The sequence below is a fragment of the Granulicella sp. L46 genome, from assembly GCF_009765785.1.
Classification (GTDB): Bacteria; Acidobacteriota; Terriglobia; order Terriglobales; family Acidobacteriaceae; genus Granulicella.
In genome coordinates, this window is the sequence record NZ_LMUT01000002.1 from 137,222 (window position 1) to 161,784 (window position 24,563).

Sequence of the window (24,563 nt, forward strand, 5' to 3'; positions counted from 1 at the left end):
ATTGCCGTCCCTTTACTCAGGATTCAGTCGCTAGGACAGCGCAGCATTCTGCGTGCGCAGCATCTCCAGCAGTTCGCGTGTCTCGGCCAACACGACGTCCGCTTGCGCGCTCGTGAGCGGCCAGCGCAGCGTTCCCTGCGGTGTGAGCTGCGCCCCATTCTTCGCGTTGCGCGCCACCAGCTTCATCAGCGCGCCCACATTGATGCCCTTGCCGTCTTCCTGCGGCGCGGCGTGCAACTTATCGCTGAAGGTGATGTACAGCATCTCGCGCATGGGCCGCAATTTGCCCGCCTGCGCTGCGGGCGCGTTCGCCGGCCGTGCGGCAGCCGTCTCGCGCAGAGCCACGGTCGCGTTGGTGACTGGGCGATTCGCCGCAGCACGCGTGGAGAACTGCAGGTTTGCCGTCTGCGGAAGCTGCCCGTGACGCCCCGCAAGCGGCGGTCGCGTTGGCTGCGCCGTCGACCAACTCCCAAAGCTCGGCTTCTGCACATTCGGTCTCACCGGAGGGGCTGCGGCTTTCTTTGGCTCTTCAATCAGCGTCCGCTTGCGCTCAATCTGTGCGATGCCCAGAAGCTCGCAGGTCAACCGAATCTCGCCAGCGATGAGCAAATGCAGCACGCTGTCCGGCGGCTGGCCGTAGCGATCTTCGAGCTCCGCGCGCACCTCGGTGAGGGCACTCATCGACTCCGCACCGGCGATGCGCTTGTACATCCGCAGCCGCTGGCCCTCCTCGGGAATATACGTGTCGTCGATGCGCAGCGAGATGCCGAGGTTCACCGTCACCTGAGGCCGCTCCTCCTGGCCCTCACCCTTGAGCCGGCTCACTGCTTCCTCAAGCATGGTCGTATACATCTCGAAGCCGATCGCCTCGATATGTCCCGACTGCTCGCCGCCCAGCATATTGCCAGCGCCGCGCAGTTCGAGGTCGAGCGCCGCAATTTTGAAGCCCGCGCCGAGGTCGGAAAACTCCTTCAAAGCCGCTAGCCTGCGCCGCGCGATCTCGGTTAACTGCTGCTCCGGCGGAATTAATAAGTACGCGTAAGCGCGACGATTCGACCGCCCAACGCGCCCGCGCAGCTGGTACAGCTCACTCAATCCATGACGGTCCGCGCGGTTGATGATGATGGTGTTTGCGCGCGGAATATCCAGGCCGTTCTCGATGATCGACGTCGCGCAGAGCACGTCATACTCTCCATCCATGAAGGCAAGCATGGTCCGTTCCAGCTCGGCTTCGGGCATCTGCCCATGCCCCACGACGACGCGTGCCTGCGGGACGAGTTCGCGAATCTTCGCGGCCAATTCATAGATTGTCTCTACGCGATTGTGCACGAAGTACACCTGGCCGCCGCGCTCTAGTTCAACCTCCACCGCAGTCCGAATTAGCTTCTCGTCGAACTTTGCAACGATCGTCTGAATGGCCATGCGATCTTTGGGCGGCGTCTCGATGACACTCATGTCACGTAGCCCCACCAGCGACATGTGCAACGTGCGAGGTATCGGCGTCGCGCTCATACTCAACACATCAATCGCCGCGCGCATCTGCTTCAGCCGCTCTTTATGGCGGACACCGAAACGCTGCTCTTCGTCGACCACCAGCAATCCGAGGTCCTGAAATTTCAACCCCTGCGATAGCAGCGCATGGGTGCCGATGAGGATGTCGACCTTGCCCTGCTCGGTGCGCTCGAGGATCTCTTTCTTCTCCTTGGCGGTGCGGAAGCGTGAGAGCATCTCGACCACGACGGGGAACTTGCTGAATCGGCGTTTGAAGCTTTCGAAATGCTGGAAACAGAGGACGGTCGTAGGCGTAAGCACCGCAACCTGCTTGCCGTCCTGCACCGCCTTGAAGGCCGCGCGCATGGCAACTTCGGTCTTGCCGTAACCAACGTCACCGCACAGTAGACGGTCCATCGGCTGGGTCGATTCCATGTCCGCCTTGATGTCGGCAATCGCTGTGATCTGGTCGTCGGTCTCGTTGAAATCGAAGGCGTCCTCGAACTCACGCTGCATGTTGTTGTCGGCAGAAAACGCCGTGCCTACCGCAGCTTTGCGTTGCGCGTAGAGCTTCAGCAGCTCCTCGGCCATGTCCTGCATGGCCTTCTTGACGCGCGCCTTCGTCTTCGCCCAGGCAGGATTTCCAAGCCGATTCAACTGCGGCGCCGGCCCTGTCTCGGTCGAGCGATACTTCTGGATCAAGTCCAACCGCGTCAGCGGAATATACAGCTTTGCTTCTTCCGCGAATGTCAGAATCATCAGCTCGAGATCGGACCCATCCGGCTGCTCGATCGTGCGAAGCCCGTCATACCGCGCTATGCCGTGTTCAACATGCACCACGAAGTCGCCAACCGCGAGATCGCGAAAATCCGAAACGAAGGCAGCCGTCTTTGATTTCCGCCGCGCGGGCCGCGCCATTACATCCGCGTCGTCGTTGATGTCGTTCGCGCCAATGACGATTACCTGGCGCGCCGTCCTGCGGTCGAGGTCCAACACCTGCACGCCATTGGCAATCGCCGCGCGCACAATCACTGGCGTGCTGAGGTCGCCCGCCATATAACTCGATTCCGAGTACACGGTCGTGGATCCACCCTGATCGATCCGCGAGCCGATGCGGTAAGCCACGCCGTACTCCTGCATCAAGCCGGCGAGCCGCTCGACTTCGCCTTGGTTCGGTGCCGCAATCAACACCCGCGCATCGCTCTGCACTAGAACTTTCAGCTGATCGATGAGCGCCGGGATCGATCCGTGAAAGCGCATGGTGGGCCGCGTGGCGAACTCAATTTCGCTGGCATCGCTGCGGTCACCCTCGAGCACGTCTACAGCACCTAATTGATCGAGCTCGAAGCCGTTGTACGCGCGGATGCTGTCCTGCAATTCCCAGGGTGACAGATACAGATCCTCGATGCGCACCAGCGATCCAATGCCTGATCGCTCATGGCGCTGCTCGAGCTTGTCCCACCAGCGCTCACCCTGGTTCTGCACCATCGCAGGCTCTTCAATCAGCACCCGAGTCTGCGCGCCCATCAATTCCAGCAGCGACGATTTCGCTCCGGCAACAGCGGCATAAAACTCCCATCCGGGAAAGATAGTCGCCTCGCCCGTGCGCGAAGCCGCGTGCGACACGTGATTCACCAACTCGGCGGGCGTCTCTCCACCTTCGAGCTCCGCGCCGGCAGTTCCGCTGCGGGTAAGTCGCGCGTTGATGGCACTCAGTAGAGCTTCTGTCGCGGGCGTCTCGGTCAAAGGCAGCAGCAGCACCTCATCCACAGCCGAGCTCGATCGCTGCGTCTCAGGATCGAAGCGTCGCATCGACTCAATTTCGTCGCCGAAGAAGTCGACCCGCACCGGCCGCTCCATCTCCGGCCCGTACACATCGAGAATGCCGCCGCGCATCGATACCTGCCCCGGCATCTCCACCACATCCACCCGCGTGTATCCGACGGAGAGCAAGTGTTCTACCAGCATGTCGGGCAGATGCTCTTCGCCGACGCGCAGACGGAGCGCGAGCGCCGCATAATAGTCGCGCGAGAAGAGCCGCATGCACGCCGCCTCGACGGGCGCGATGACCAGCTTCGCAGATCCGCTGGCGAGCTTCCACAGCGCCGACGCGCGCTGCTCCTGGATCTCGCTGTGCGGCGAAAGATTTTCGAACGGAAGCACATCGTGCGCCGGCAGACGCAGCACCTCGTCGGCATCCAGCGCCCCAGTCAACTCGCATGCCGCGAGCACCGTCGCGTGCAGCGCCTCGGCTGCCTTGTTGTCCGATACCAGGATCAGCATCGACGCATGCGCGCCCTGCGCCGATTGCGCGGCGCGGACGAAGTACGGGACGTAAAGGGCGCGTGCGGTCGCGGTCAATCTGGACACACGTCTCCGACCCGTGCCGCCCGCCAGGTGGCGACGCGCACGCTCAAAGGCGTCGGAGTGCTCCAGGTCCGCCATCAGTTCGCGGACGAAGGGAAGAATCATGCAGATTTTATTTTACGGCCTACTCGTAAATATCGCGGATTTATAGCAGTCTAGAGCCCTGACTCTGTGGCTCGGGCCTCAAACCCTTCGCATCCGTCGCATGCCAATCGAGATCCTTGATGGCAATGGTCTGCGCGAGTTGGCTATTGATCCGGATAAAGAATCGCGGCGAAGTGATCATCTTGGCCACTCCTTGCAGCGCGGCGGCTCTCCATGATCGCCGCCGCACGATCAGGTCCGTCACCTCTTCCCGTACGAATGAGTTCCTAATCGAGTGGGCCGAACCCCCGTAATAGACCAGCGTCTTAGTCCCCAGGCCTACCTCGTACTCCAGAAAATAGGACCGCATCGCGGTTCCGATAGAGAGCTTCTCGTAGCCCGCCGTATTCATCTGCCAATAGACGACGGTCACGCCGCCTTGCCGCCATCCACCCATCAAGCCCAGCCATCTCCCTTGACCACTCTGCAAACCCAGCAGGAACCCACCCGGCAGCTTGCAGGAACTCTCAAACTGGTGTCGAAAGTCACTGAACGAAATCCGGTTGAGCGCCCCCGCATTCAGCCCCTCCAACTCTCGTTCATGTACCAGCCCTTTAGCATCAGCGACAAACTCACATGCCATCGTCGCCTCCACTCGCCGACGATAGTAGGCGAGGTTGCGACGCGTCAATTTACCCAGCTTCGCCAGCGTGGCCTTCAGTGTTGGTTCAAGCGGTAGAGCCATTTCCACTGGCCGTGTCCGCCACGCCCACCGTATTGGTTCACTCGACGCCGGTGCCAGCTTGCTCGTCGATTGCGCTGTGTGGCCATAGGAGATCAGCACAATCTGCGCGCCATGCTTCAGCAAAGCATCTGCTGCCATCGAGGCCATGGCCGCGCGCTCGGCCTCAGGTGCTATGACGGTGCGAAAGCCTGCCCAATCGTCGGTCGAGAAGGCCCCGGTTGGCATTCCCAGGACGCGGTACTCGAACAGCAGCACGGCAGCATGTACCTCTTCGAGCCGCAGCGAAGAAGTCCCCGCGCCGGACTTCATCATCAAGACGAGGTAGGGATGTTTCCCCTTGAAGCTGGAAGCGGCCAGAAAGTAGCCGAGCCAATTCATGGCTCCAGCCTGATCACAACGTTCGGCCAGACTCTCGAGCAGTGAGGATTGCGCCAGAACATCTGCGTGTCCACTCAGCACCAGCACTTGAAACAAATCGGGGCTCCCAAAAACAGTGCGTGGCGGGCCATCATCCGCCGAACGAAATGTCGCCTAGAGACCCGATGTTACACGATGAACGCGCCGTAATGTTCGGTGGGGAAGCTTCGCCGATGCAGCCGCGATCGAGTTTTCGCGTCTCCCGCCAAACTGCTCTCCTCGCCGGTTCACCTGCTGGCCGGCACCCCACGTGGCTCTCGGCCGCTATACTGTCGTCGGAGGTGTTATGCCTTATCTCAAGACTTCCCGCGTTCCGGTTACGGATGGCGTCAAAAAGGGCTCGTCGCGCACCACACCTGTACGCATGCCGCCTCCCGTGAAGATTCCGCCCAGCACTCCAGCACCAGCGCAGACCAATTCCGCGAGATGATCTATGCCCACCAGCGTCATCGCTCTGCAGATTCTGCTCATCCTTCTTCCCGGATTCGCAGCAGCCTACATCGTGCAGATGCTCGCGCTCCGTGGCCCGCAGACTGACTTCGATAAAGTCATTGAATCCTGTCTTTACAGCGTCCTCATCTACGGCTGCTTCGTCTTCTTCACCCACGGCTTCCTTCCCTTCGACATCCTTGCCGCTCGGGCTCCGGCAACCGAAGCCACCATCCTCTGGCACCGCAAGGCGCTGCTTGGCCTCGGCGGCATCACGCTCGTCGTCGCCCTGCTGGCCGCCGTGTATGTGAACTACGACGGCAACCGGATCTTCCGAAAATTCAAGATCACCGAGCGCACCGCGCGGCGCTCCATCTGGAACGACATCTTCCAGGGCGAGGCCAGCAATAACCAACTCGTCCAGATCGAGCTCGAGGGCAATCGCAGCCTCATGGGCGTGTTGACCTACTACTCCGACGCCGCCGAAGACTGCTCGCTCTTCGTCGAGCAGGCGCGGTGGATTGCCGCCGACGGCACCATCGAGATCGTCCCCGGCCTCGGTGTCCTGCTCACCAAGTGCTCCAATATCAAGAGCATCTCGTTCCTCGACGAGCCCCCCATCGAGCCCCCGGGCGAACCGGCCGCTGACATTGAGAATGGGGACGGCGACGGAAGTACGCCGGCCGCGCCAATTGCTACACTCGATTAACGCCATGTCCGCAGCCCTTGCCCTCTCGCCGGAAGTCCTTGCCAAATATCAGCCCGTCATCGGCCTGGAGGTCCACGTCCAGCTGCTGACCAAGACTAAGGCCTTCTGCGGCTGCAAAAACGAATACGGTGGCGAGCCCAACACCCACGTCTGCCCCGTCTGCCTCGGCCTGCCCGGCGCGCTGCCTTTTCTGAACAAGCAGGCCGTAGAGTTCGCAGTCCTCGCCGCCAAAGCCATCGGCTGCGAGATCCGCGAGACCAGCATCTTTTCGCGTAAGAATTATTTTTATCCAGACAGCCCGAAGGGCTACCAGATTTCGCAGTTCGACAAGCCCATCGCCGAGCACGGGGTGATCGTCGTCCCCGACGCAACCGGCGCGCCCAAACGCATCGGCGTCACCCGCCTGCATATGGAAGAGGACGCCGGCAAGAGCCTCCACGACGGCTTTCCCGACTCCGCCACCCGCACCTACATCGACCTCAACCGCTGCGGCACGCCGCTGATCGAGATCGTCTCCGAGCCTGACTTGCGCACCCCTGACGAAGCATTTGAATATCTAACGAAGCTCAAGGAAATCCTGCTCTACACCGGCGTCTCCGACTGCAACATGGAAGAAGGTTCCCTGCGCTGCGACGCGAACGTGAGCGTCATGCTGAAGGGCGCCGCGCAGTACGGCACCAAGGCCGAAGTCAAAAACGTAAACTCCTTCCGCTACATCCGCGCCGCACTGGAGTATGAGATCGAGCGCCAGATCGGCGTGCTTGAAGACGGCGGCCGCGTCATCCAGGAGTCGCGCCTCTGGAACAACGGCGAAGGCCGCACCTACTCCATGCGCAGCAAAGAGCAGGCCCACGACTACCGCTACTTCCCCGAGCCCGACCTTCCACCGCTGGTCGTCGGCGCCGAGTGGCAGAAGCAAATCCTCGCGGCCATGCCCGAGCTCCCCGAAGCCCGCCGCGCGCGCCTGGTCGCTGACTACGGCCTCAGCGCGCAGGACGCCGCTACCCTCACCACCGACCGCGAGCTCGGCGACTTCTTCGAGTCCGCCGCGAAGTCCGCCAAATCCCCCAAGCGCGTCGCCTCGATCCTGCTCAGCGAGATCACCATGCGCCTCCGCGCCGCCGGCATCGAGCTCGGCCAGTCCCCCGTCACCCTCGACGGCCTGGTCCTCGCCGCCGACCTCGCCGAAGCCGGAGAGATCTCCTCCAAGCAGCTCAAACAACTTCTCGACACCTGCTTCACCGAAGGCCGCGACTTCCCCTTCGTCTACGACCGCGACAAGCCGCAACAGATTTCCGACACCTCCGCCATCGAAGCCATGATCGACGAAGTGATCGCGGCGAACCCAGCGCAGGTCGCTCAATTCAAAGGCGGCAAACGCACGGTCGCGGCGTTCTTCGTAGGCCAGGTCATGCGCGTCTCAAAGGGCCAAGCCAACCCAGCCCTCCTCAACGAACTAGTAGTGAAGAAGCTCGACGCCTGATGCAGCTAGCGGGAAAGCTCCCGACTAATCCGCTTTAACACTGTCCTGTCGACCCCTCGCCATGATCTAATGACGCGGTGAAACTCTGCGCCCTTTTCTTCGCTCTGGTCAGCACCGGCATCGCAATAGCGCAAGCTCCGGCACCATCTTTCCCCGGCGACGGCACCGGCGCCTACGCCACCCACCACTACCGCGACCTCTTCGCCGAAGCCGGCCACGCCCCTGCCGACACGCAAGCCAAAATCGACCGCGCCTTCCAGCAACTCTTCCACGGCGACGCCCTCACCGAGCGCGTCTACTTCGAAGCCGGCAGCAACGCCAACGGCCCGCTCGCCTACATGACCGACTGGGCGAACAATGACGCCCGCACCGAAGGCATGAGCTACGGCATGATGATCGCCGTGCAGCTCGGCCACAAGCGCGAGTTCGACGCGCTCTGGAACTGGTCCAACACCTTCATGCTCATCACCGACCCGAAGAACCCGAACAACGGCTACTTCGCCTGGTCGATGGCCACCGACGGCACCCCGCGTTCCACCGGCCCCGCGCCCGACGGCGAAGAGTACTACGCCATGGCGCTGCTCTTCGCCGCCCGCCGCTGGCCCGGAGGCCACGGCCTATACGACTACCAGGCGCAGGCCAACCGCATCCTCCACCTCATGCGCCACCACGCAGTCGAGACCGCCACCGGCCCCTTCCGCATCCACCCTGACGATCCCCCCTTCACTTTCGATCCCGCCAAACTCACCAGCCCGAACATCACCGAGCGCAAGCAAGCCGAGACCAATCTCGCGCTCGAACTGAAAGGCGAAGGCAAGACGCTGCCTCCCGCTCCCCAATGGCCCCGCCATCCCGATCGCCCCGAAACCAGCGGCCCCATGCTCGACGAAGCCCACACCATGGTCAAGTTCGTTCCCGGCCCCTACGGCAACTTCACCGACGCCAGCTATCACCTTCCCGCCTTCTACGAGCTCTTCGCCCGCTGGGGCCCGCCCGAAGATCGCGACTTCTGGCTACACGCCGCCGACGTCAGCCGCGAACTCTTCGTCCGCGTCACCAACCCCACCACGGGCCTCGCGCCCGACCGCAGCAACTTCGACTTCTCGCAGATGATGGAGCGCGACGGCAAGCCGGTCCCATTCAGCTACGACTCCTGGCGCACCGCAAGCAACTGGTCCGTCGACGCGAGCTGGTGGCACAAGGACCAGCGTCAGACCACGCTCTCCGATCACATCCAGGCCTTCTTGATCGGCCAGGGAATCTCCACGTTTGTAGACCGCTACACCCTCGACGGCAAGCCGCTCGCCGTCCGCCACTCAACTGGCATGCTCGCCGCCACCACCGTCGCCGGCCTCGCCGCAACACCCGGCGCCAACGAGAAAGCGTTCATCGACGAGCTCTGGCGCACGCCGATCCCCAACGGCGACCAGCGCTACTTCGACGGCATGCTCTACCTCATGAGCTTCCTCCACGCCAGCGGGAACTTCCGCATGTCGGACTGGCAGCTCGGCACTCACTGATTCACATCGCCGAGTTCCTTCCGCACGCCCGCTTAGCGTCTAATCTCTGCATGCGCCCAACTCGCAAGCTCGCGCTCCTCTGCCTCCTCTTCGCGGCCTCTGGATGTCGTCGCACCTACGTCGTCCCGCAGACGCCGATGCCTCCCAACACCATCCTTCTGTCTCAGATGATGCGGCAGCTCTCCTCGCAACCCGGCTTCACCAACAAGCTACTCGACCAACTCGACAAGGGTGGCAAGTCGGGGCCCGCATTCCTGACACCCAAGCTCATCGATGAGCTTCGCAAGCGCATCCTCGGCTCCGACTGGCAGGGCCTCGATCGCTTTCCCGGCTGGACCATGCGCGCGATCAACCCCACCGTCCGCGTCGTCGGCCACATCGCCGGCAAAGACCAGAAGCTCGAAGACGCCTCCGCCGTCCACCCCGGCGCTCCACTTTCCGCAGCCCAGGCCAAGCAGTATCTCGACCTCGGCCCCTACGCGCTCGACAAAGCCGAAACCGTCTCGCTCGATCAATCCTCCACCCTGCCACCCTTCACCACCGACGGCATCGTCACCTCGCTCGGCGCAGGCGTCACCCGAGGGGACGGCCCCAACGGCCTCGCACCTGAGCACGCCGAATCGCAGCGCCTGGCCGACGTGCTCAACCGCCTCGCGGCCAACAAGCTCGAAGGCGCGCAACCGTTAACCATCACCAGCGGCGACCACTCTTCCACCACGCCCGAGCAGCTTCTCGCCGCACTCGCCGACGAGGGCTACACCATCACGGTCGACGATGCGCGATACTTCGCCAACTTCGCGCATCTGCACTTCAACGACGAGGACGTCATGGCGCCTTTCTGGGTCGACTCCCAGATCATCATCCCGCACTCCGGCGGCCGCCACCTCCTCGTCCCCGTCTCCCACGCCGAATATGAGTGGCACATTCATCCTTCCAACAGCAGTGCCCCCCACATCAACGCCGACATCTCCTACTACTTCGGCATCGATGGCAAATCCGAGTGGCGCACCATGGACACTCTTGACCAGCCCTGGGTGCTCGAGCGCAACGCCCACGAATACACCGGCGCACAAGCCATCGAAGTCACACGCCTGACAGGCTTGATGACTCTCGCCTACCTGCACCTACATGCCGCGCACCCCACCCTTCCCTTCAGCGGCTACTACGCGCTCGGCGTCTGCCAGGACGGCGTCTCCGCCATCGAGCGCAAACTCACCGGCAACGTCACTCTATTCCCCAACACCGCCGACGCTGCCTTCTTCAACGACTCCCGCGATGCCGAGATCAATACCCTCATCGCTGCCATCCCGAAGGATCGCGACGGCGCTGCCCCAGGCCCCGAGCGCATCTTCGGATCGCTGCCCGTAGCTCCCGGCGCCGATCCCGCGAACGCCTTCAACGCTGTCACCATCCCCGGCCTCGCCGCCGACCTCAACCTCACCTACATCGCATGGCGCAATGGAGACCTGAGCCACGCGAATGGCCACGTGTTTTACATAGCGCTCGGCATCGGCCTGCTCATCGCCTTCTACATCATTCTGCGCAAACCGCGCTCCTCCTGATGCAACGAAGTTTGCGCGCACACCCTCAAACTTGTCGGGAGGTTTCACCCAATGGCAACCAAAAAGGCAACCAAGAAGTCCGCAACAAAAAAGTCATCCACCAAGAAGGCAGCAGCTAAGAAGTCTCCGGCAAAGAAGTCTGCAACGAAGAAGACCGCGAGCAAGAAGTCTTCGGCGAAGAAGTCCGGACGCAAGTACAGCTCCGGAGTTGGCAAGCAGGTCAAGACCGAGATGCACGAGATGCATCAGGGCAAGCTGAAGAGCGGTGGCAGCGGCAAGAAAGTGACCAACCCGAAGCAGGCCATCGCGATCGCATTGTCCGAAGCCCGCAAGAAGGGTGAGAAGGTTCCGCCGAACCCAAACGAGTAAACGAAAAATCGGGCGGCTGCATCTCTGCGGCCGCCCACTCAAAAATTCCCTGGCTACGAAACTCGGTTACTGGTCTGCATCCGCATGCGCCCGGATCACGTGCGGACCGCGAAGCTGTGCGACCTCGCGCCGCGATGAAGGCATCTCCGGCGCGTACGAGCGGTACACGCTGATATGGAAGCAGGCCTGCTGAAACTCCTCTTCCACGTCAACCTTCCCAACCTGCATCAGTGGCCGCAAATACGTACGCATCCACGCAATTTCCTCGGTGTTCATATCGCGCTTGCCGAAGTCGATCGCTTCGCCGGTCAAATGTGGCGACGCCATCTCCCCGCCGATGCCCGCGGCATTTCCATTCACGCGCCGAAGCCGCAGTTGATACGCCACGGTGCGTACCGCCGAGTTCACCTGCAGCGGCTGATGAAACCGCAAATAGTATGAGCGCGCAATGTCTGCCGCGAACCGCACCGTCCACGGCCGCGCGCAGCGCCGATCGCCCGCCAGCTCAGCATTCACATGCAGGCTCGTGCTCTCGGGAAAGTCCACCAGCATCCGCTCGGTGCGCATGCGACGAAGGTCGTCGTCATCCTGAATGCGGCTGAGACCTTCTTCATCCGCGATCAAATTCTGATGCACAAGAATCTCGCGCGTGCCACGCATCGGCGGTGGAACCACCAGCCGTCCATACCGATAGAGGCCAGGCAACACCACAGGCTCCCCTGCCTCTTGGGCAAGCTCTTCGCGCGTCGCTAGCGGCATCCCGCCGTTGGCAACGGTGGTCGTCGACCGCGGCTCGGTGCGTGCCGTCGTAGTCAGCGGCGCGCCGACCAGGTCAGATGCAGCGCTGGGTTGTAGCGGCGCTGGCTCACGTGGCCCAGTGGCTGCCTCCACGCTGGCTGTCACAACCGGTAGCCCGGAGCCACTCGATGTTGCCGCCGCTGGCAGGCTCTCATCCCCGTCTGGATGCGCCACGCCATTGGCATAAACTCCAGAGGCCGCGACGTGTGCCGACGCGCTTGCAGAATTTCTGCCCGAGGACGCCGCCTTGGCAGGCGAGTCACCCGCGTGCGCGTTCGTCCCTGCAACAACGTCCATACGGTCGCTGCCAGCATGTCGTTCGCCTCGCGCACGACGGCTGCTCGCTCGATGCATGGATGGCGGCGCCGACTGCTCGTCGCGTGCGGAATGTCTCTCGCCAGATCTCCCCTTGCGCGAGGAGGCAGACGCTTTCACTGGCTCAAATTTAGGGGCTCGGCCGCGCGCCCTCCGACTGCTCTCAACGGAAACCCCGTGCGCTGTCGTTCGTCCGGCACGGGTACCGGTCGCACTTGCGCGGGCTTTTGTACGATGCGTTACGAAGTGCGCAGTGGTGTAGCGAGGCGTGATGCGTCGAGCATGCGGCGTATAGGTCTTCGCCAGTGCTTGACTGACCGCGCAGAACATCGCGAACGCTATCACTACGCTCCACACGGTAATCCACATCGCTGTGCGCGCAGCCTTCGTCGCGCGTGCGCCGTCTTCCGTTGGGACGTGGCCCCACTGCGTCATCATCATTTCAAGTTTTTAAGGTGGCCGCGAAGCCGCCGAGCTTTTTCAGCCTATCCCCAAGACCCTCGCAGCGGTAGTACCGATTCGGATGCTCGCCTAGCTAACCACCACCACACTTGATACTTGGAGAAGGCGATTTTTCCTGCTTGGGCGATCCGCCAGCGTCCCGTACCATTGAAAGCGTCACGGAGATTCGATTCATGCCTCGCAACCAGCCCGCCGCTGATTGGCTTCAAACGTTCCACCTTCCTCTCTACCGCAGCATGATCGCACTCTCGTTGGGTGCTCTCTCACTCGCAGCGGCCGCTATCCTGTGGCAACCACGCATTGTCGCAGCACAAACACAACCTGCCCCTGACTCAGTCGCTTTCTACACGCAACGCGTCCAGCCCATCTTCGAGAATCACTGCTATGGCTGCCACGGCGGCACTAATCATCGCGGCCACTTCAGCCTCGCCACACGCGCCGGCCTGCTGAAGGGAGGCATGGACGGCAGCGTCGTCGTTCCCGGAAACGCATCCCAGTCTCTGCTGCTCAAATTAATTCGCCACGAAGGTCCTGCAGACGACCCGATGCCGATGCCGCCACCCCCGCGTCACAAACTCTCCGACGCAGACATCGCCACCATCACGCAATGGATTCAGGCTGGCATGGCGATGCCCCCTGACCCGCCTAAACACTAAAAACTAATACGTGCGCGGGTACATCCGCGACATGCGATCGTGCCATCCCAGGCCGTCGCTGTCCAGCGCCATCCACACCAGGCCCAGGCCCAGCGGGCATGCAGCCAACGCAGTCGAGATCAGCCTGCGCCGAATCGCCTTGCGCGACGGGCTGTTCTCCCGATACGTGCAGAAGGCCATCCGCAGCAGGCGCATTCCCGGCGTCACATCATTCAACGTGAAGAACAGCAGTTGATAGATCACCGCAAAGAACAGAAAGAGGCCTGCGACAACTCCGCCCAGCAGCGGTCGCGGCATGGGTTGCAGCGTAGGCCCTGCAATCTCAACCAGCATCGCCGCGAAACCCGCAAGTCCAGCGGCCACACAAAGCCCATCGATCGTGGCGGCCAACACTCGCCGCACGACGGGTGCTGCGTAGATCTCCTGATCCAGCTGCAACTGCGCCTCAAGCTGCCGCGAGATTGTGCGCGGTTCAGCCGAGGCCCCTGCCCCCAGCATCATTCCCTGCCACTCCGGCGCCTCCGCGAGTACGCCAACCTCCGGCTCGGCAGAGATCTGTTCCGACTCCACCTCGAAGATGCGCAGCTGCGGCTCCGGTGTCCCCTCGGCGAGCAGCGGACCCTCCGCCAATCGTGGCCGAGCCTTACGTGATGCGACCAGCTCGCGTGGAAATTCGATGATGTTGCCGGGAATCGATTGCGTCTCCAGCACCAGGTCAGGGAACTCCGGCGCCAACCGAAACTCAATCTCCTCATCCAGTTCGGCGAGTTCTTCTGCCGCACCCTGGGTTCGCGGCGACGGCACGCGACGGGTCTCGCTGCGCGGCATCCACTCTGCGTCTTCCGGTAGCCGAACCTGCAAATCCGCCGGCGAGAAATCGGAACTCAACTCCGCGCGCATTTTTCTCCTGCCGCGCTGGCTCTCTGCGTCCTTCATTTCGCTGCGCGCCGGGATCTCTTCTCCAGGCTCAATAATCTCCAGCACCGGCAGCTCACCGAATAACGTCTCCGGGCCACCACTCAAAGCCGGCTCGCTCCATTGCTCAAGCTCGTCCAGCAATTGCCGCTGCGCAGCGGCGACAGCCTTTGCATTGCGCGCGGCAACTTCGGCCTCTGCCTCCGCCCTCTCAATGGCGCGCCGCGCCTCGATAGCGAGAAACTCTTTATAGCTCAAGCTCTGTTGATACCGAGCTGCGACGGCTTCGCGGACACGCGAGACGTCGGGATGGCCTTCCGCGCGGGCAGCCTCGCGACGCGCCCGTAGCCGGATCGCCGCCTGGGCCTCCGCCTGTTCGCGACGCTCCTGAACCTCGCGACTCTCCACCGGGGCATGGCGGCTGCGATGCGCTGCCAAACGTTCCGCTGCCAACTGCTTCAGCGCGGCGCCTCCGTCCGTCTCTGCCGGTTGATCCGTCTTGGAGGTTTCATCGCGTTGCGCCGCACTGCTCATAATCAATTCTTCCTTACGTCTACAGCCCAAATTGCCGAATCTAAACCAGCGGCGGTCGGGAATCGTCTAATCTCAAGACAGTGGACGGTCTCATCCAAGCTTACGGCATCAGCAATCCCAGCGGTCACGCCAGTCATCCCAGCGGTCGCACCAGGCATCGTTTCCGGTTGTCTGGAAAGGTACTTCGTCTCATCCCTCTGTTCATAAGTACCATCCTCCTCGCCGTGGGTCACCAACATCTGCGTGCGCAGGACGTAACCCCCGAGGAACCCCCCACAGCTTCAGTCCCAAATCAGAACGTGCTACCCGGCACGGCGGCCACGGCCCAGATCCCGCAAGCTCCCAGTCCCCAGACTCCCGACACCCAGACTCCCGACCTCTCCACCATCCCGCATGCGTCTCCGCTGCCGCCCGACCAGCCGCCCGAGCTGGCTACGATCGATAGCGATAATCCGCAGACCCGCAACGGTGAGATTGGTTTCGCCTCAGGCAACGTGGTTGTCACGTACGGCGACCACGTTCTGCGCGCCGACTCGATCACTTACGATCACGCCACCGATATCGTCACCGCCGAAGGCAATGTAGAGCTCACCGGCGGCAAGAACGATGAACACATCATCGCCTCGCGGGGTATCTACAACCTGCGCACACAAACCGGCCGCTTCTTCCAGGTGCACGGCTCGGTCGGCCTGTTTCGCGGCACCCCGGAGCCAACCTTCAAACCCACCAACGCGGGCATCGCCACGCCCAACAGCACCTCGCGCACGCCCGCCTATCAAACCTCGAACCCCTTCGTCTTCCAGGGCCGCCTGGTCGTCAAAACCGGGCCGACCGATTACACCATCTACGATGGCTCGGTCACCAGCTGCCTTCTGCCGCACCCTGACTGGCAGCTCTACGCTGGCAGGATTGCCCTCAACAGCGGCAAGGCAAAGGCCTCCAAGTCGACCTTCAAACTGCTCGGCCTGCCTTTGTTTTTCTTCCCCTACGTCACGCATCCGGTGGACAATCAACAGCGCCAGTCCGGCCTGTTGATCCCTGAATTCGGCTACTCGAGCGCCAGCAAGGATACCGGCTCCAAGGGCGTCACCATCGGCGAACAACTTTACCTCGTGCTCGGCCGCTCCGCCGATCTCACCGTTGGCTCCATCTATTATTCGCTGCGCGGCTTCGCAGAAAACGGCACCTTCCGCTACAAAGGCTTCGCCGACAACTTCCTCAACGTCCACTTTTCCGCCCTGCAGGATCGCGGCTTCTACTCGCCTGGCGTCAACGCCGCAGGCCAGCCCGTGACCGTCTTCAACAACCAGGGCGGTGTAGACATCACCTCAAGCTTCCGCCGTCAGCTCACGCCCAACGTCCGCGTCGTCGCCGACGCCGAGTATCTCAGCTCCTTCATCTATCGCGAGGTCTTCACCTCCAACTTCAACCAGGCCGTCAGTACCGACGTCACCTCCATCCTGTATCTCATGCAGCAGAAGCAAGGTTTCTCCTTCGACGCCCGCGTGGATCGCTACGAGGGCCTTAAAGTCGTGCAGACCGACTTCAGTCCTTCCGCTGAAGTGAAGATCTATCACGTACCTTCGATCGACTTCACTGGCATGGACCATCCCATCCCCGGAACGCCTCTGCTTTGGAGCGTGACTGCCTCCACCGCCGGCCTCAAACGAGTAGAACCGGACTTCGCGACTGCCGGCCTCACCTGGCGTCTCGATCTGCGTCCGGAGATCTCGCTTCCCCTGCACTTCGATGGCTGGCACATTTTGGCCAGCGCCGCCGTGCGCGAGACCGCCTACTCTCGCTCCCGGGACGCCCCGTACGGCAACAATGCCACACCCATCCAAAGCGACCAGGGCCTGAACCGAGCCGACCTCGACTTCATCGTAGACGTACGGCCGCCGGTACTCGAGCGCACGTTCACTGTCCCCGAGCGCTGGCGGCGCATTTTCGGCGATGAGATTCGCCACACCATCGAGCCCGCCATCACCTATCGCGACACCCGCGGCATCAATAACTTCCTCAGCGTCCTGCGCTTCGACGACGTCGACCTGGCCAGCGATACCGACGAGCTGCAGTACGGCATCACCCAGCACCTCTACTTCAAGCCCCACCCCAAGGCTCCCGAGAAGCCCAAGCCCGGCTGCCCGGCCAAGCCCGCCATTCCCACCATCTCGGGCACCGAAACCGACACCGACACCGAAACGGCGGCCGTCGACACGCTCGATCCCGATGAGCGCGCCACCACCGACGCCAACGGAATCCCGAACGCCTCTGCTACCGCGCCCGACCAGCCGCTGCGCACGCATCCGCGCAAGCCTGATCCCTGCGCGCCTGCCCCGTCTATTCCGCGGCAGCAGGAGTGGTTCAGCTGGATCCTTACCCAGAAGACCTTCTTCAATCCCACCTTTGGCGGCGCCGTCATCAACATGCGGCGCAACATCTTCGAAACTACCCTGGACTTCTCCGGCATCGCCTTCCTCACCCAGCCGCGCAACATCTCGCCGCTCAAATCCCGCATGCGCTTCCGCACCTCCAGCCATGCAGACATCGAGTGGGATTTCGATTACGACACCGGCGCCAAGAAATTCCTCAGTTCCAACACCTACCTCGATCTCCACGAAGGCCGCATCTTCGGCGGCTTCTCCTACGCGCTTCTCAACGCCCCAGGCAAAACCTACTCCGAGGTCATCAACACCACCACCAACCAGATCACCGGCATCACCAGCTCCGCCATCGCCGACTTCTCCCAGATGCGCATCCTCTTCGGCTACGGCAAACCCAGTGAACCCGGCGTCTCCGCCGCAGTCTCCGCCGGCATCGACCTGAACTACGGCAGTGCGCAGTACATCACCGTGCAGACCAACTACAACTGGAACTGCTGCGGCCTGTCAGTGGAGTACCGCAAGTACGATCTCGGCACGATCCGAGATGAAGGCGCCTACAGCTTCAACTTCACCCTCGCCAACATCGGCACCGCCGGCAACCTCCGCCGCGCCGCCAGCCTCTTCTAGCCACGACGGCTAACCACTAGCCTCTGCGATAATCAAAGGTATTGTGCTTATCTCCAGCCGTCTGGCCACTCTCGTCCTCGCCTCATTCCTCGCTTCCTTTGGTTGCCATGCCCAGGCCCCAACCAAAACCCCGGTCGCAACCAAGCTCGAAACCGGCGCCACCCTCCCCCCCGCCGTCGCCTATCGCGTAGAGATCCTGCTCCGCGGCAAGGCCCAGCTGCCCCCCGCGTCCACCATCAGCATCGGTCCCGTCGAGCCTTCGGACGTCGCCGGCTTCCATACCATCAACGTCACCGTTACAGCCGCAGACAAGAGCTCCCACCCCATCAAGTTCCTGCTCTCCGACGATGGCAAGACCGTCGCCCAGTTCATCAAGTACGACATCTCCGCCGACCCCCGCACCATCGTCTCTGACGCCGGCCGTCCCTCGCGCGGCGGCCCCGCCTCCGCCCCCGTCGTCATCGTTAACTTCGACGACCTCGAGTGCCCCTTCTGCGCCCGCTTCCACGACAGCCTCTTCCCCGCCATCACCCAGCGCTACGGCGATAAGGTCCACATCGTCTACAAGGACTTCCCCCTCGATCAGCATCCCTGGGCCATGCGTGCCTCTGTCGACGTGAACTGCCTCGCCGCGCAGTCGCCCACCGGCTACTGGAATCTTGTCGACTACATCCATCACAACGGCGAAGACATCGGCTCCGACCCCAACGCCAAACCCGATGATCCCAACACCAAGCCCGACGCGCCCAAGCACACCCTCGACCGCGCCAACGCCCAGCTCGATAAGCTAACCCGCGAGCAGGGCGCACAGCAGAAGGTAGACGCCGCCAAGCTCGACGCCTGCATCGCCAAGCAGGACACCTCCGCCATCGAAGCCTCCAAACAACTCGGCACCACCCTCAACATCGAATCAACGCCCACCTACTTCATCAACGGCGAGAAGTACGAAGGCGCACTCCCCCTCGAATACGTCTTCGGCCAGATCGACGACGCCCTGCGCGCCCAAGGAACGACACCACCTCCACCCTACGTAGCCCCCGCACCCCCAGCGGAGCCCGCGACACCCGCCCCCACAAAGTAGCTGAGTCCCAACGACGTGTGCCCCGGGTCCGGAACTTCGGACCCGGACCTCGTTAAGCCACAATCTCCTCCGTCACCAAGCGAAGCCTCTCGCCGTCCGCGCAGGACCGCAGGACCCTCAGGTAATCTATCTGAACCGCCGTTACCCGGAGCCGCCGCACGCATGGATGTCCACGTCCCTCATGAACCCATCAACACGTGGCGCGACTTCGCCCTCCATCTCGTCGTCGTCACCATTGGCCTGCTCATCGCACTCTCTCTGGAAGCGCTGGTGGAGCGCATTCACCAGCGCCACCTCCTCCACACTGCGGAGACGAACCTTCGCGTAGAGCTGCAGAACAATCACGATCTTCTCGCCGGCGACGAGCAGCAACTCGACCGCACCGAAGCCGAGCTCCATCATGACGTCGCTCTGCTCATCGCCCGCAAATCCAACCCCGCCCTAGCCGACACGCTCGACTCCAGTTGGCATTGGGACAGCATGGAAGACTCTGCCTGGAACACCGCCCGCGACTCCGGCGCCCTCGCCCTGATGCCCTACGACACCACCCAGGCCTGGTCCGGCATCTACGGCCAGCAGGGCGCCGTCAACGACCAGTCCCGGGTCTACATCCTCGACATGTACCGCGCCGCCGCTCCCACCAAGGGCCGCACCTTCGCCGAACTCTCCCCCGCGGAGCTCGACCAGATGATCGCCGGTACGCAGCAGGCCATCGTCGACCTCGACCTTCTCCGCGACCTTTGCAAGTCGCTCGACGTCATCTACCAGCACACCGGGAATCTCTAGCCCCCAAGGAGCCTGCTCAATGGATGTCCACGCCCCGCACGAACCTATCCGCACTTGGCGCGACATCGCGCTCCACCTCGGCATTGTCACCGTCGGCCTCTTCATCGCCCTTTCCCTCGAAGCCTTCGTCGAGCACCTGCACAACCGCCATCTCGTCGCGGAAGCCCGCGCCAACATCCGCGAAGAGCTGCAGATCAATCACGACGCTGCGCAGAAAAACATCGGCCTCGTGCAGCAGAATATCGATACCATCAAGGCCAACATCGATACCATTCACCTGCTGCAAACCCACCCCAAAGACTTCCACGGCTCCATCACCAACAGCATGTCTTTCGACTCGCTGAACGACGCCGCCTGGCGTACCGCCCGCGATACCGGCGCTCTCAGTTTCATGCCCTATAAAGAAATCCAGCGCTACTCCGACCTCTACATGCTCGAAGCCCTCGTCAACCAGAAAGCCATCACCGCCGGCGAGCAAAGCTTCAGCGCCAGCATCCCCACCCTCATGGGCTACGACATCGACAAGATTCCCGCCGACGAATACACCCAGATGCTCCGCGACAACGCCGCCACCGCAATCGATCTCCTCACCCTCAAACAATTCCTCATCCAGCTCGACCAGGCCTACGTGGATGAACTAAAACACTAACCAAACGCAAGCACCAGCCCGGGCCCCGCACCCTCAGTTCGCTAAGGAGCCCACGTTGCTAGACGTCCACCCACCCCCACCAAACCACCCACACCTGGCGCGATTTCTTCATCCACATCGCGACCATCTGCATTGGTCTCCTCATCGCAGTTGGCCTCGAGCAGTCCATCGAAGTCCTGCACCGCCATCACGAGCGCGTCGCTCTCCCGTCCGACCTGCGCACCGAGGCCGTCAGTAACCGCGAGATCATCGCCCACGATCTCAACATGCACGCCCTCGAACCCTGGTTCGCACAAGCCATCCAGGCTGCCGACACCGCCGTCCCGACCCAGGGCAAGGTCCGCCTCATGCTCTCGCCGTCCCCTTGCCTTCCAGGCTCCGTGGGCACCTCGAAGATGCGTTACTTCGCCCCATCCCAGGCTGTCTGGACGACCGCCAAAGAGTCTGCCCTCGTCACCCTTCTACCCGTCGAGCAGGCACGCATGTATGCGCGCCTGGCGCATAACTACGAGCTCCTCGGAGACGCTCACGAGGAAGTCTACCGCCATTGCAGCGACATCTCCGCCATGCAATCGCGCTTTGCTCGTCCCACCCCCGGCAGCCCCTCGCTCACCTGAACCATGACGCCCGCGCAAGCCGACCGCTTCGCCCAAACCGTCTCCGACACACGTAACGCGATCTAGGGCCTGTGCTTTCGCCTGCGCTGGTCCGACGTCTACGAAGAGGCACTCGTCGACGGCGAGGTCAGAGCCGACGAGCGCATGATGAAGGTCGACCAGGAACGTTTCGAAGACCCCTCCACTCCCTGATCCGGTCGGAGGCTACTGACTTGGGCCGAGTGACACGAAGTCGCCCGCCGTCCGTGCAAGACCTGTCAAGCCCCCCAACACCCCATAAACCGCCAGAACCCCTATGAACACTGGTGATTTATATTTTCAAAACCTGGCATAGTTACCCCATCCAATCCTTTAAAATAGAAGTAGCGCAGAAACCGACAGACAGCTCCCGCTCTTGCCGCCCCTAACTCCTTTGAAAGGGGTACTTTGCCTGCAACCCTCCTGAATGCATTACTTTAGAGGAGGCATTTGCTCCTGGAGGGGGGATACTTTCGCGCCTAACCGCCCTGTTTGGACTACTTTGCGGAGAAAGTATGACTTATAGGGGGTGGGGGGTACCTCCACGGCCCCCGGAGGACTGAGAACTGAGAACTGAGAACTGAGAACTGAGAACTGACAAAGCTCACCCCAGAAACATTCGCGCCCGCCATCAACAAAGTGGTTGATACGAATTCCGAAAGGTACACTAGGAGGGTTGCGCGCATGCGCGCCAAATTCGCCTTGGAGCTGTCTTGAAGATCGTTCTCGCAGAAAAAGTCTCGCCCGCCACGCTCGCTATCTTGCAGAAAGAGCAGGGATGGAATGTCGTTACGGCTGACCAGATTGCGCCCGGCGGTTTGGCCGCCGAACTAGCTGATGCGGATGCCCTGATAGTCCGCTCCGCTGTACAAGCAGACGCAACTCTTCTCGCATCGGCTCCCAAACTCCGCATCATCGGCCGCGCCGGCGTTGGCGTCGACAACATCGATGCAGCCGAGGCCACGCGCCGCGGCATCGTCGTCATGAACACGCCCGGAGCCAACGCCGTCGCCGTCGCCGAGCTCACCCTCGGCCTCATGATCTCCATGTGCCGTGCGATTCCACGGGCCAATGCTTCTATGCATCAAGCCAAGTGGGATAAGAAATCCTTGCAAGGCTCCGAGCTTCGCGGCAAAACTCTCGGCATCATCGGCCTTGGCCGCATTGGCCTCGAAGTCGCGCGCCGCGCCCAGGCTTTCGGCATGGACGTCATCGGCTACGATCCGTTCATCGCGCCCGTCATCGCGCGCGAAAACCACGTCGCACTGCTCTCGCTCGACGAGGTTCTCTCCGGCTCCGACTTCCTCTCGCTGCACGTCGGTCTAACACCACAGACCGAAGGCCTCATCAACCAGAAGTCGATCGCGCAGATGAAGAAGGGCGTCCGCATCATCAACTGCGCACGCGGCGAACTCATCGTCGATGAAGCTCTCGCCGAAGCCGTCAAGTCCGGCCACGTAGCCGGCGCGGCGCTCGACGTCTTCCGCCACGAGCCCCTCAAGGACTCGCCCTACTTCGGCATCGATAACGTCCTTCTAAGCCCGCACATCGCCGGCTCGACCGACGAAGCCCAGGAAGCCATTGGCATCCAGCTCGCCAACCAGGTCCGCGACTACCTCAAGCTCGGTGTCGTGCAGAACGCCGTCAACGTCGCCTCGCTCACCGAAGAGGAGTACGCCGAAGTCTCGCCTTACATCGAGATGGCCGCGCGCCTCGGCCAGCTGCTCGGCCACGCCAGCGGCTCCGGCACTCCCAACACCGCTCTAGGCCACGTGGAAAGCATCTCCCTGACCTACAACGGCCGTCTCGCCGCCCTCAAGACCGACATGATCCGCAACGCGGCCGTCGCCGGCGTGCTCCACGGAGCCGACGGCGTCAACCGCATCAACGCCGCCGCGGCGGCTGCCGAGCGCGGCATCCGCGTCCAAGAGGATAAGCGCGAGCAGATCTCCGGCGGCACCGGCGCCACGCTCCGCCTCACCCTGCACTGGACCCGCAAGGCGACAGGCGGCCACACCGAAAGCGGCTCGGAAAGCGGTACCTGGACCGGCCTCGCCACCGTCCTCCACGGCCAGTCCCCGCGCCTGCTCAGCTACGATGGCATCGACATCGAGGCCGAGCTGGCCGGCACCCTGGTCATCATCCGCAACCAGGATGTACCCGGCGTCATCGGTCGCATCGGCACCATCCTCGGCGAGGCCAAGCTCAACATCGCCAGCTTCGCTCTCGGCCGCGCAAAACCGGGCCAACCCGTAAATTCCTCTTCGCGTGTTCCAGAAGGACACGCCCTTGCCGTCGTACAGCTCGATATCCCACAAACCGACGGTTCCACCTCAACCTCTCCCGAGCTCGAGCAGGCCCTGGCCGCCCTGCGCAAGGTCGACGCGATTACCAGCGTCCGCACCGTCGAACTCGGTAAGTTGTAAACTTATAAGACTGTGGCCTCTACTCCACAGCTCCAGGAATCCTCCCCGATGCCTAAGTCTGTTCGCACGTTTAGTATTTTTATCGCGTCCTCGCTCGTCCTCATCGCCGGCTGCCACAAGGGCCCGCAGCAAGGCGTCGTCGCCACCGTCAACGGTCACCCCATCTTCCAGACCGATGTGGACAAAGCCTACACGAACCAGCTGGCCACCAACCCTCAACAGCAGGTGCCGACGCCTGACCAGGCTGACTCGCTGCGACTCAACATCATTCACGCGCAGATTCTCGAAGCCATCCTCGATCAGCGCGCCGCCAAACAGGGTCTGACGGCAACCGATGCCGAGGTCGAGGCGAAGCTGGCCGAGATGAAGGCTCCCTACACCGAGGAGCAGTTCCAGGCCAAGCTGAAGACCGCGAACCTCACGCTCGATGAACTGAAGCGTGAGATCCGCCGCAACCTTACCCAGGAAAAGCTGCTGAACAAGGAGATCAACTCCCGCATCACCGTCACCGATTTGGATGTGAGGAACTACTACGACGCTCACAAGGCTGATTTCAACCTTATCGAGCCCGCGTATCATCTCGCCCAAATTATCGTCACCGATCAGGGCAACGCTCAGTCCGGCAACCTGCAGAACAATAAGGCCACCAGCGCCGAGGATGCCCGCAAAAAGATCCAGGCCATCAAGACCCGCATCGACTCCGGCGAGGATTTCGGCGAGCTGGCTGCAAACTTCTCGGAGGACACAGGAAACAACCAGAACGGCGGAGACATGGGCTTTCTTCCCGAGTCGCAGCTAAAGAGCCTCCCCGTCGTCTACGCCGCGATTACCAAGCTCAACGCTGGCCAGACCACCGACATCATCCCGAAGGTTGACCCGACCACTCACAAGCCCGTGGCCTACGCCATCTTCAAACTGATCAGCAAGGATGCTGCCGGACAGCGTCAGTACGACGACCCGCGTGTGCAGCAGAGCATTCGTCAGCAGCTTCACGAGAGCCGCGCCCAGCTGCTGCAGGCTGCATACCGCGAGATGTTGATTGACCAGGCCAAGGTGGAGAACTTCTTCGCCGAGCAGGTCTTCAAACGGGGCGCACAGTAATACAAACCGGAGAACAGC

Annotated in this window: 18 protein-coding genes; 13 read left to right on the plus strand and 5 right to left on the minus strand. The window is 62.2% G+C overall.

The features are described 5' to 3' along the window. Positions 1-30: 30 nt before the first annotated feature. Positions 31-3,963, minus strand: a complete 3,933-nt coding sequence (gene mfd / locus GSQ80_RS00515; protein WP_158785556.1) for a transcription-repair coupling factor — start codon at positions 3,961-3,963, stop codon at positions 31-33. Between the two features lie 40 nt (positions 3,964-4,003). Further along, the gene (locus GSQ80_RS00520) at positions 4,004-5,161 is read right to left on the minus strand and encodes a hypothetical protein (RefSeq protein WP_158785557.1); all 1,158 of its coding nucleotides are present in this window, start codon (positions 5,159-5,161) and stop codon (positions 4,004-4,006) included. 376 nt (positions 5,162-5,537) lie between these two features. Between GSQ80_RS00520 and GSQ80_RS00525 the strand changes: the two genes are divergently transcribed. From GSQ80_RS00525 to GSQ80_RS00545, 5 genes are all read left to right on the plus strand, one after another. Further along, a complete protein-coding gene (locus GSQ80_RS00525; protein WP_158785558.1) occupies positions 5,538-6,242 on the plus strand; it encodes a DUF6338 family protein in 705 nt (234 codons plus the stop codon). Between the two features lie 4 nt (positions 6,243-6,246). Beyond that, a complete protein-coding gene (gatB, locus tag GSQ80_RS00530) occupies positions 6,247-7,725 on the plus strand; it encodes an Asp-tRNA(Asn)/Glu-tRNA(Gln) amidotransferase subunit GatB (protein WP_158785559.1) in 1,479 nt (492 codons plus the stop codon). Positions 7,726-7,802: 77 nt separating this feature from the next. Beyond that, on the plus strand, positions 7,803-9,245 hold the full coding sequence (locus tag GSQ80_RS00535) for a glycosyl hydrolase family 8 (RefSeq protein ID WP_158785560.1): 1,443 nt from the start codon (positions 7,803-7,805) through the stop codon (positions 9,243-9,245). Between the two features lie 50 nt (positions 9,246-9,295). Beyond that, a complete protein-coding gene (locus GSQ80_RS00540) occupies positions 9,296-10,807 on the plus strand; it encodes a hypothetical protein (protein ID WP_216850071.1) in 1,512 nt (503 codons plus the stop codon). 51 nt (positions 10,808-10,858) lie between these two features. Continuing rightward, positions 10,859-11,176, plus strand: a complete 318-nt coding sequence (locus tag GSQ80_RS00545; RefSeq protein WP_158785561.1) for a DUF6496 domain-containing protein — start codon at positions 10,859-10,861, stop codon at positions 11,174-11,176. Positions 11,177-11,242: 66 nt separating this feature from the next. Here GSQ80_RS00545 and GSQ80_RS00550 read toward each other — a convergent pair whose 3' ends face one another. Further along, on the minus strand, positions 11,243-12,271 hold the full coding sequence (locus GSQ80_RS00550; protein WP_158785562.1) for a DUF5715 family protein: 1,029 nt from the start codon (positions 12,269-12,271) through the stop codon (positions 11,243-11,245). Between the two features lie 653 nt (positions 12,272-12,924). On the opposite strand from GSQ80_RS00550, the gene GSQ80_RS00555 reads away from it, so the two are divergent. Continuing rightward, positions 12,925-13,407, plus strand: coding sequence for a c-type cytochrome domain-containing protein (locus tag GSQ80_RS00555; RefSeq protein ID WP_254059371.1), 483 nt, complete (start codon positions 12,925-12,927; stop codon positions 13,405-13,407). Between the two features lie 3 nt (positions 13,408-13,410). On the opposite strand, the gene GSQ80_RS00560 is transcribed toward GSQ80_RS00555, so the two are convergent. Then, positions 13,411-14,856, minus strand: a complete 1,446-nt coding sequence (locus GSQ80_RS00560) for an RDD family protein (protein ID WP_158785563.1) — start codon at positions 14,854-14,856, stop codon at positions 13,411-13,413. A 167-nt stretch (positions 14,857-15,023) separates the two neighbouring features. Here GSQ80_RS00560 and GSQ80_RS00565 point away from each other — a divergent pair, with 167 nt between their 5' ends. From GSQ80_RS00565 to GSQ80_RS00580, 4 genes are all read left to right on the plus strand, one after another. Then, positions 15,024-17,867: an LPS-assembly protein LptD gene (locus GSQ80_RS00565; protein ID WP_158785564.1), complete on the plus strand. Its 2,844-nt coding sequence runs from the start codon at positions 15,024-15,026 to the stop codon at positions 17,865-17,867. A 43-nt stretch (positions 17,868-17,910) separates the two neighbouring features. After that, a complete protein-coding gene (locus tag GSQ80_RS00570; RefSeq protein ID WP_158785565.1) occupies positions 17,911-18,948 on the plus strand; it encodes a thioredoxin domain-containing protein in 1,038 nt (345 codons plus the stop codon). 162 nt (positions 18,949-19,110) lie between these two features. Further along, positions 19,111-19,734, plus strand: a complete 624-nt coding sequence (locus GSQ80_RS00575; protein WP_158785566.1) for a hypothetical protein — start codon at positions 19,111-19,113, stop codon at positions 19,732-19,734. A 19-nt stretch (positions 19,735-19,753) separates the two neighbouring features. Beyond that, positions 19,754-20,383: a hypothetical protein gene (locus tag GSQ80_RS00580; protein ID WP_158785567.1), complete on the plus strand. Its 630-nt coding sequence runs from the start codon at positions 19,754-19,756 to the stop codon at positions 20,381-20,383. A gap of 41 nt (positions 20,384-20,424) precedes the next feature. Here the strand turns inward: GSQ80_RS00580 and GSQ80_RS00585 are convergent, their stop codons facing one another. Continuing rightward, positions 20,425-20,655: a hypothetical protein gene (locus GSQ80_RS00585; protein WP_158785568.1), complete on the minus strand. Its 231-nt coding sequence runs from the start codon at positions 20,653-20,655 to the stop codon at positions 20,425-20,427. Here GSQ80_RS00585 and GSQ80_RS00590 point away from each other — a divergent pair. From GSQ80_RS00590 to GSQ80_RS00600, 3 genes are all read left to right on the plus strand, one after another. Beyond that, the gene (locus tag GSQ80_RS00590; protein ID WP_158785569.1) at positions 20,650-21,000 is read left to right on the plus strand and encodes a hypothetical protein; all 351 of its coding nucleotides are present in this window, start codon (positions 20,650-20,652) and stop codon (positions 20,998-21,000) included. The two genes, GSQ80_RS00585 and GSQ80_RS00590, sit on opposite strands and share 6 nt — an antisense overlap. A gap of 731 nt (positions 21,001-21,731) precedes the next feature. Next, on the plus strand, positions 21,732-23,444 hold the full coding sequence (gene serA / locus GSQ80_RS00595) for a phosphoglycerate dehydrogenase (protein WP_158785570.1): 1,713 nt from the start codon (positions 21,732-21,734) through the stop codon (positions 23,442-23,444). 48 nt (positions 23,445-23,492) lie between these two features. Beyond that, positions 23,493-24,545 carry a SurA N-terminal domain-containing protein gene (locus GSQ80_RS00600; protein ID WP_158785571.1) on the plus strand — a complete coding sequence of 351 codons (1,053 nt, stop codon included), beginning with the start codon at positions 23,493-23,495 and terminating at the stop codon, positions 24,543-24,545. Positions 24,546-24,563: the final 18 nt, after the last annotated feature.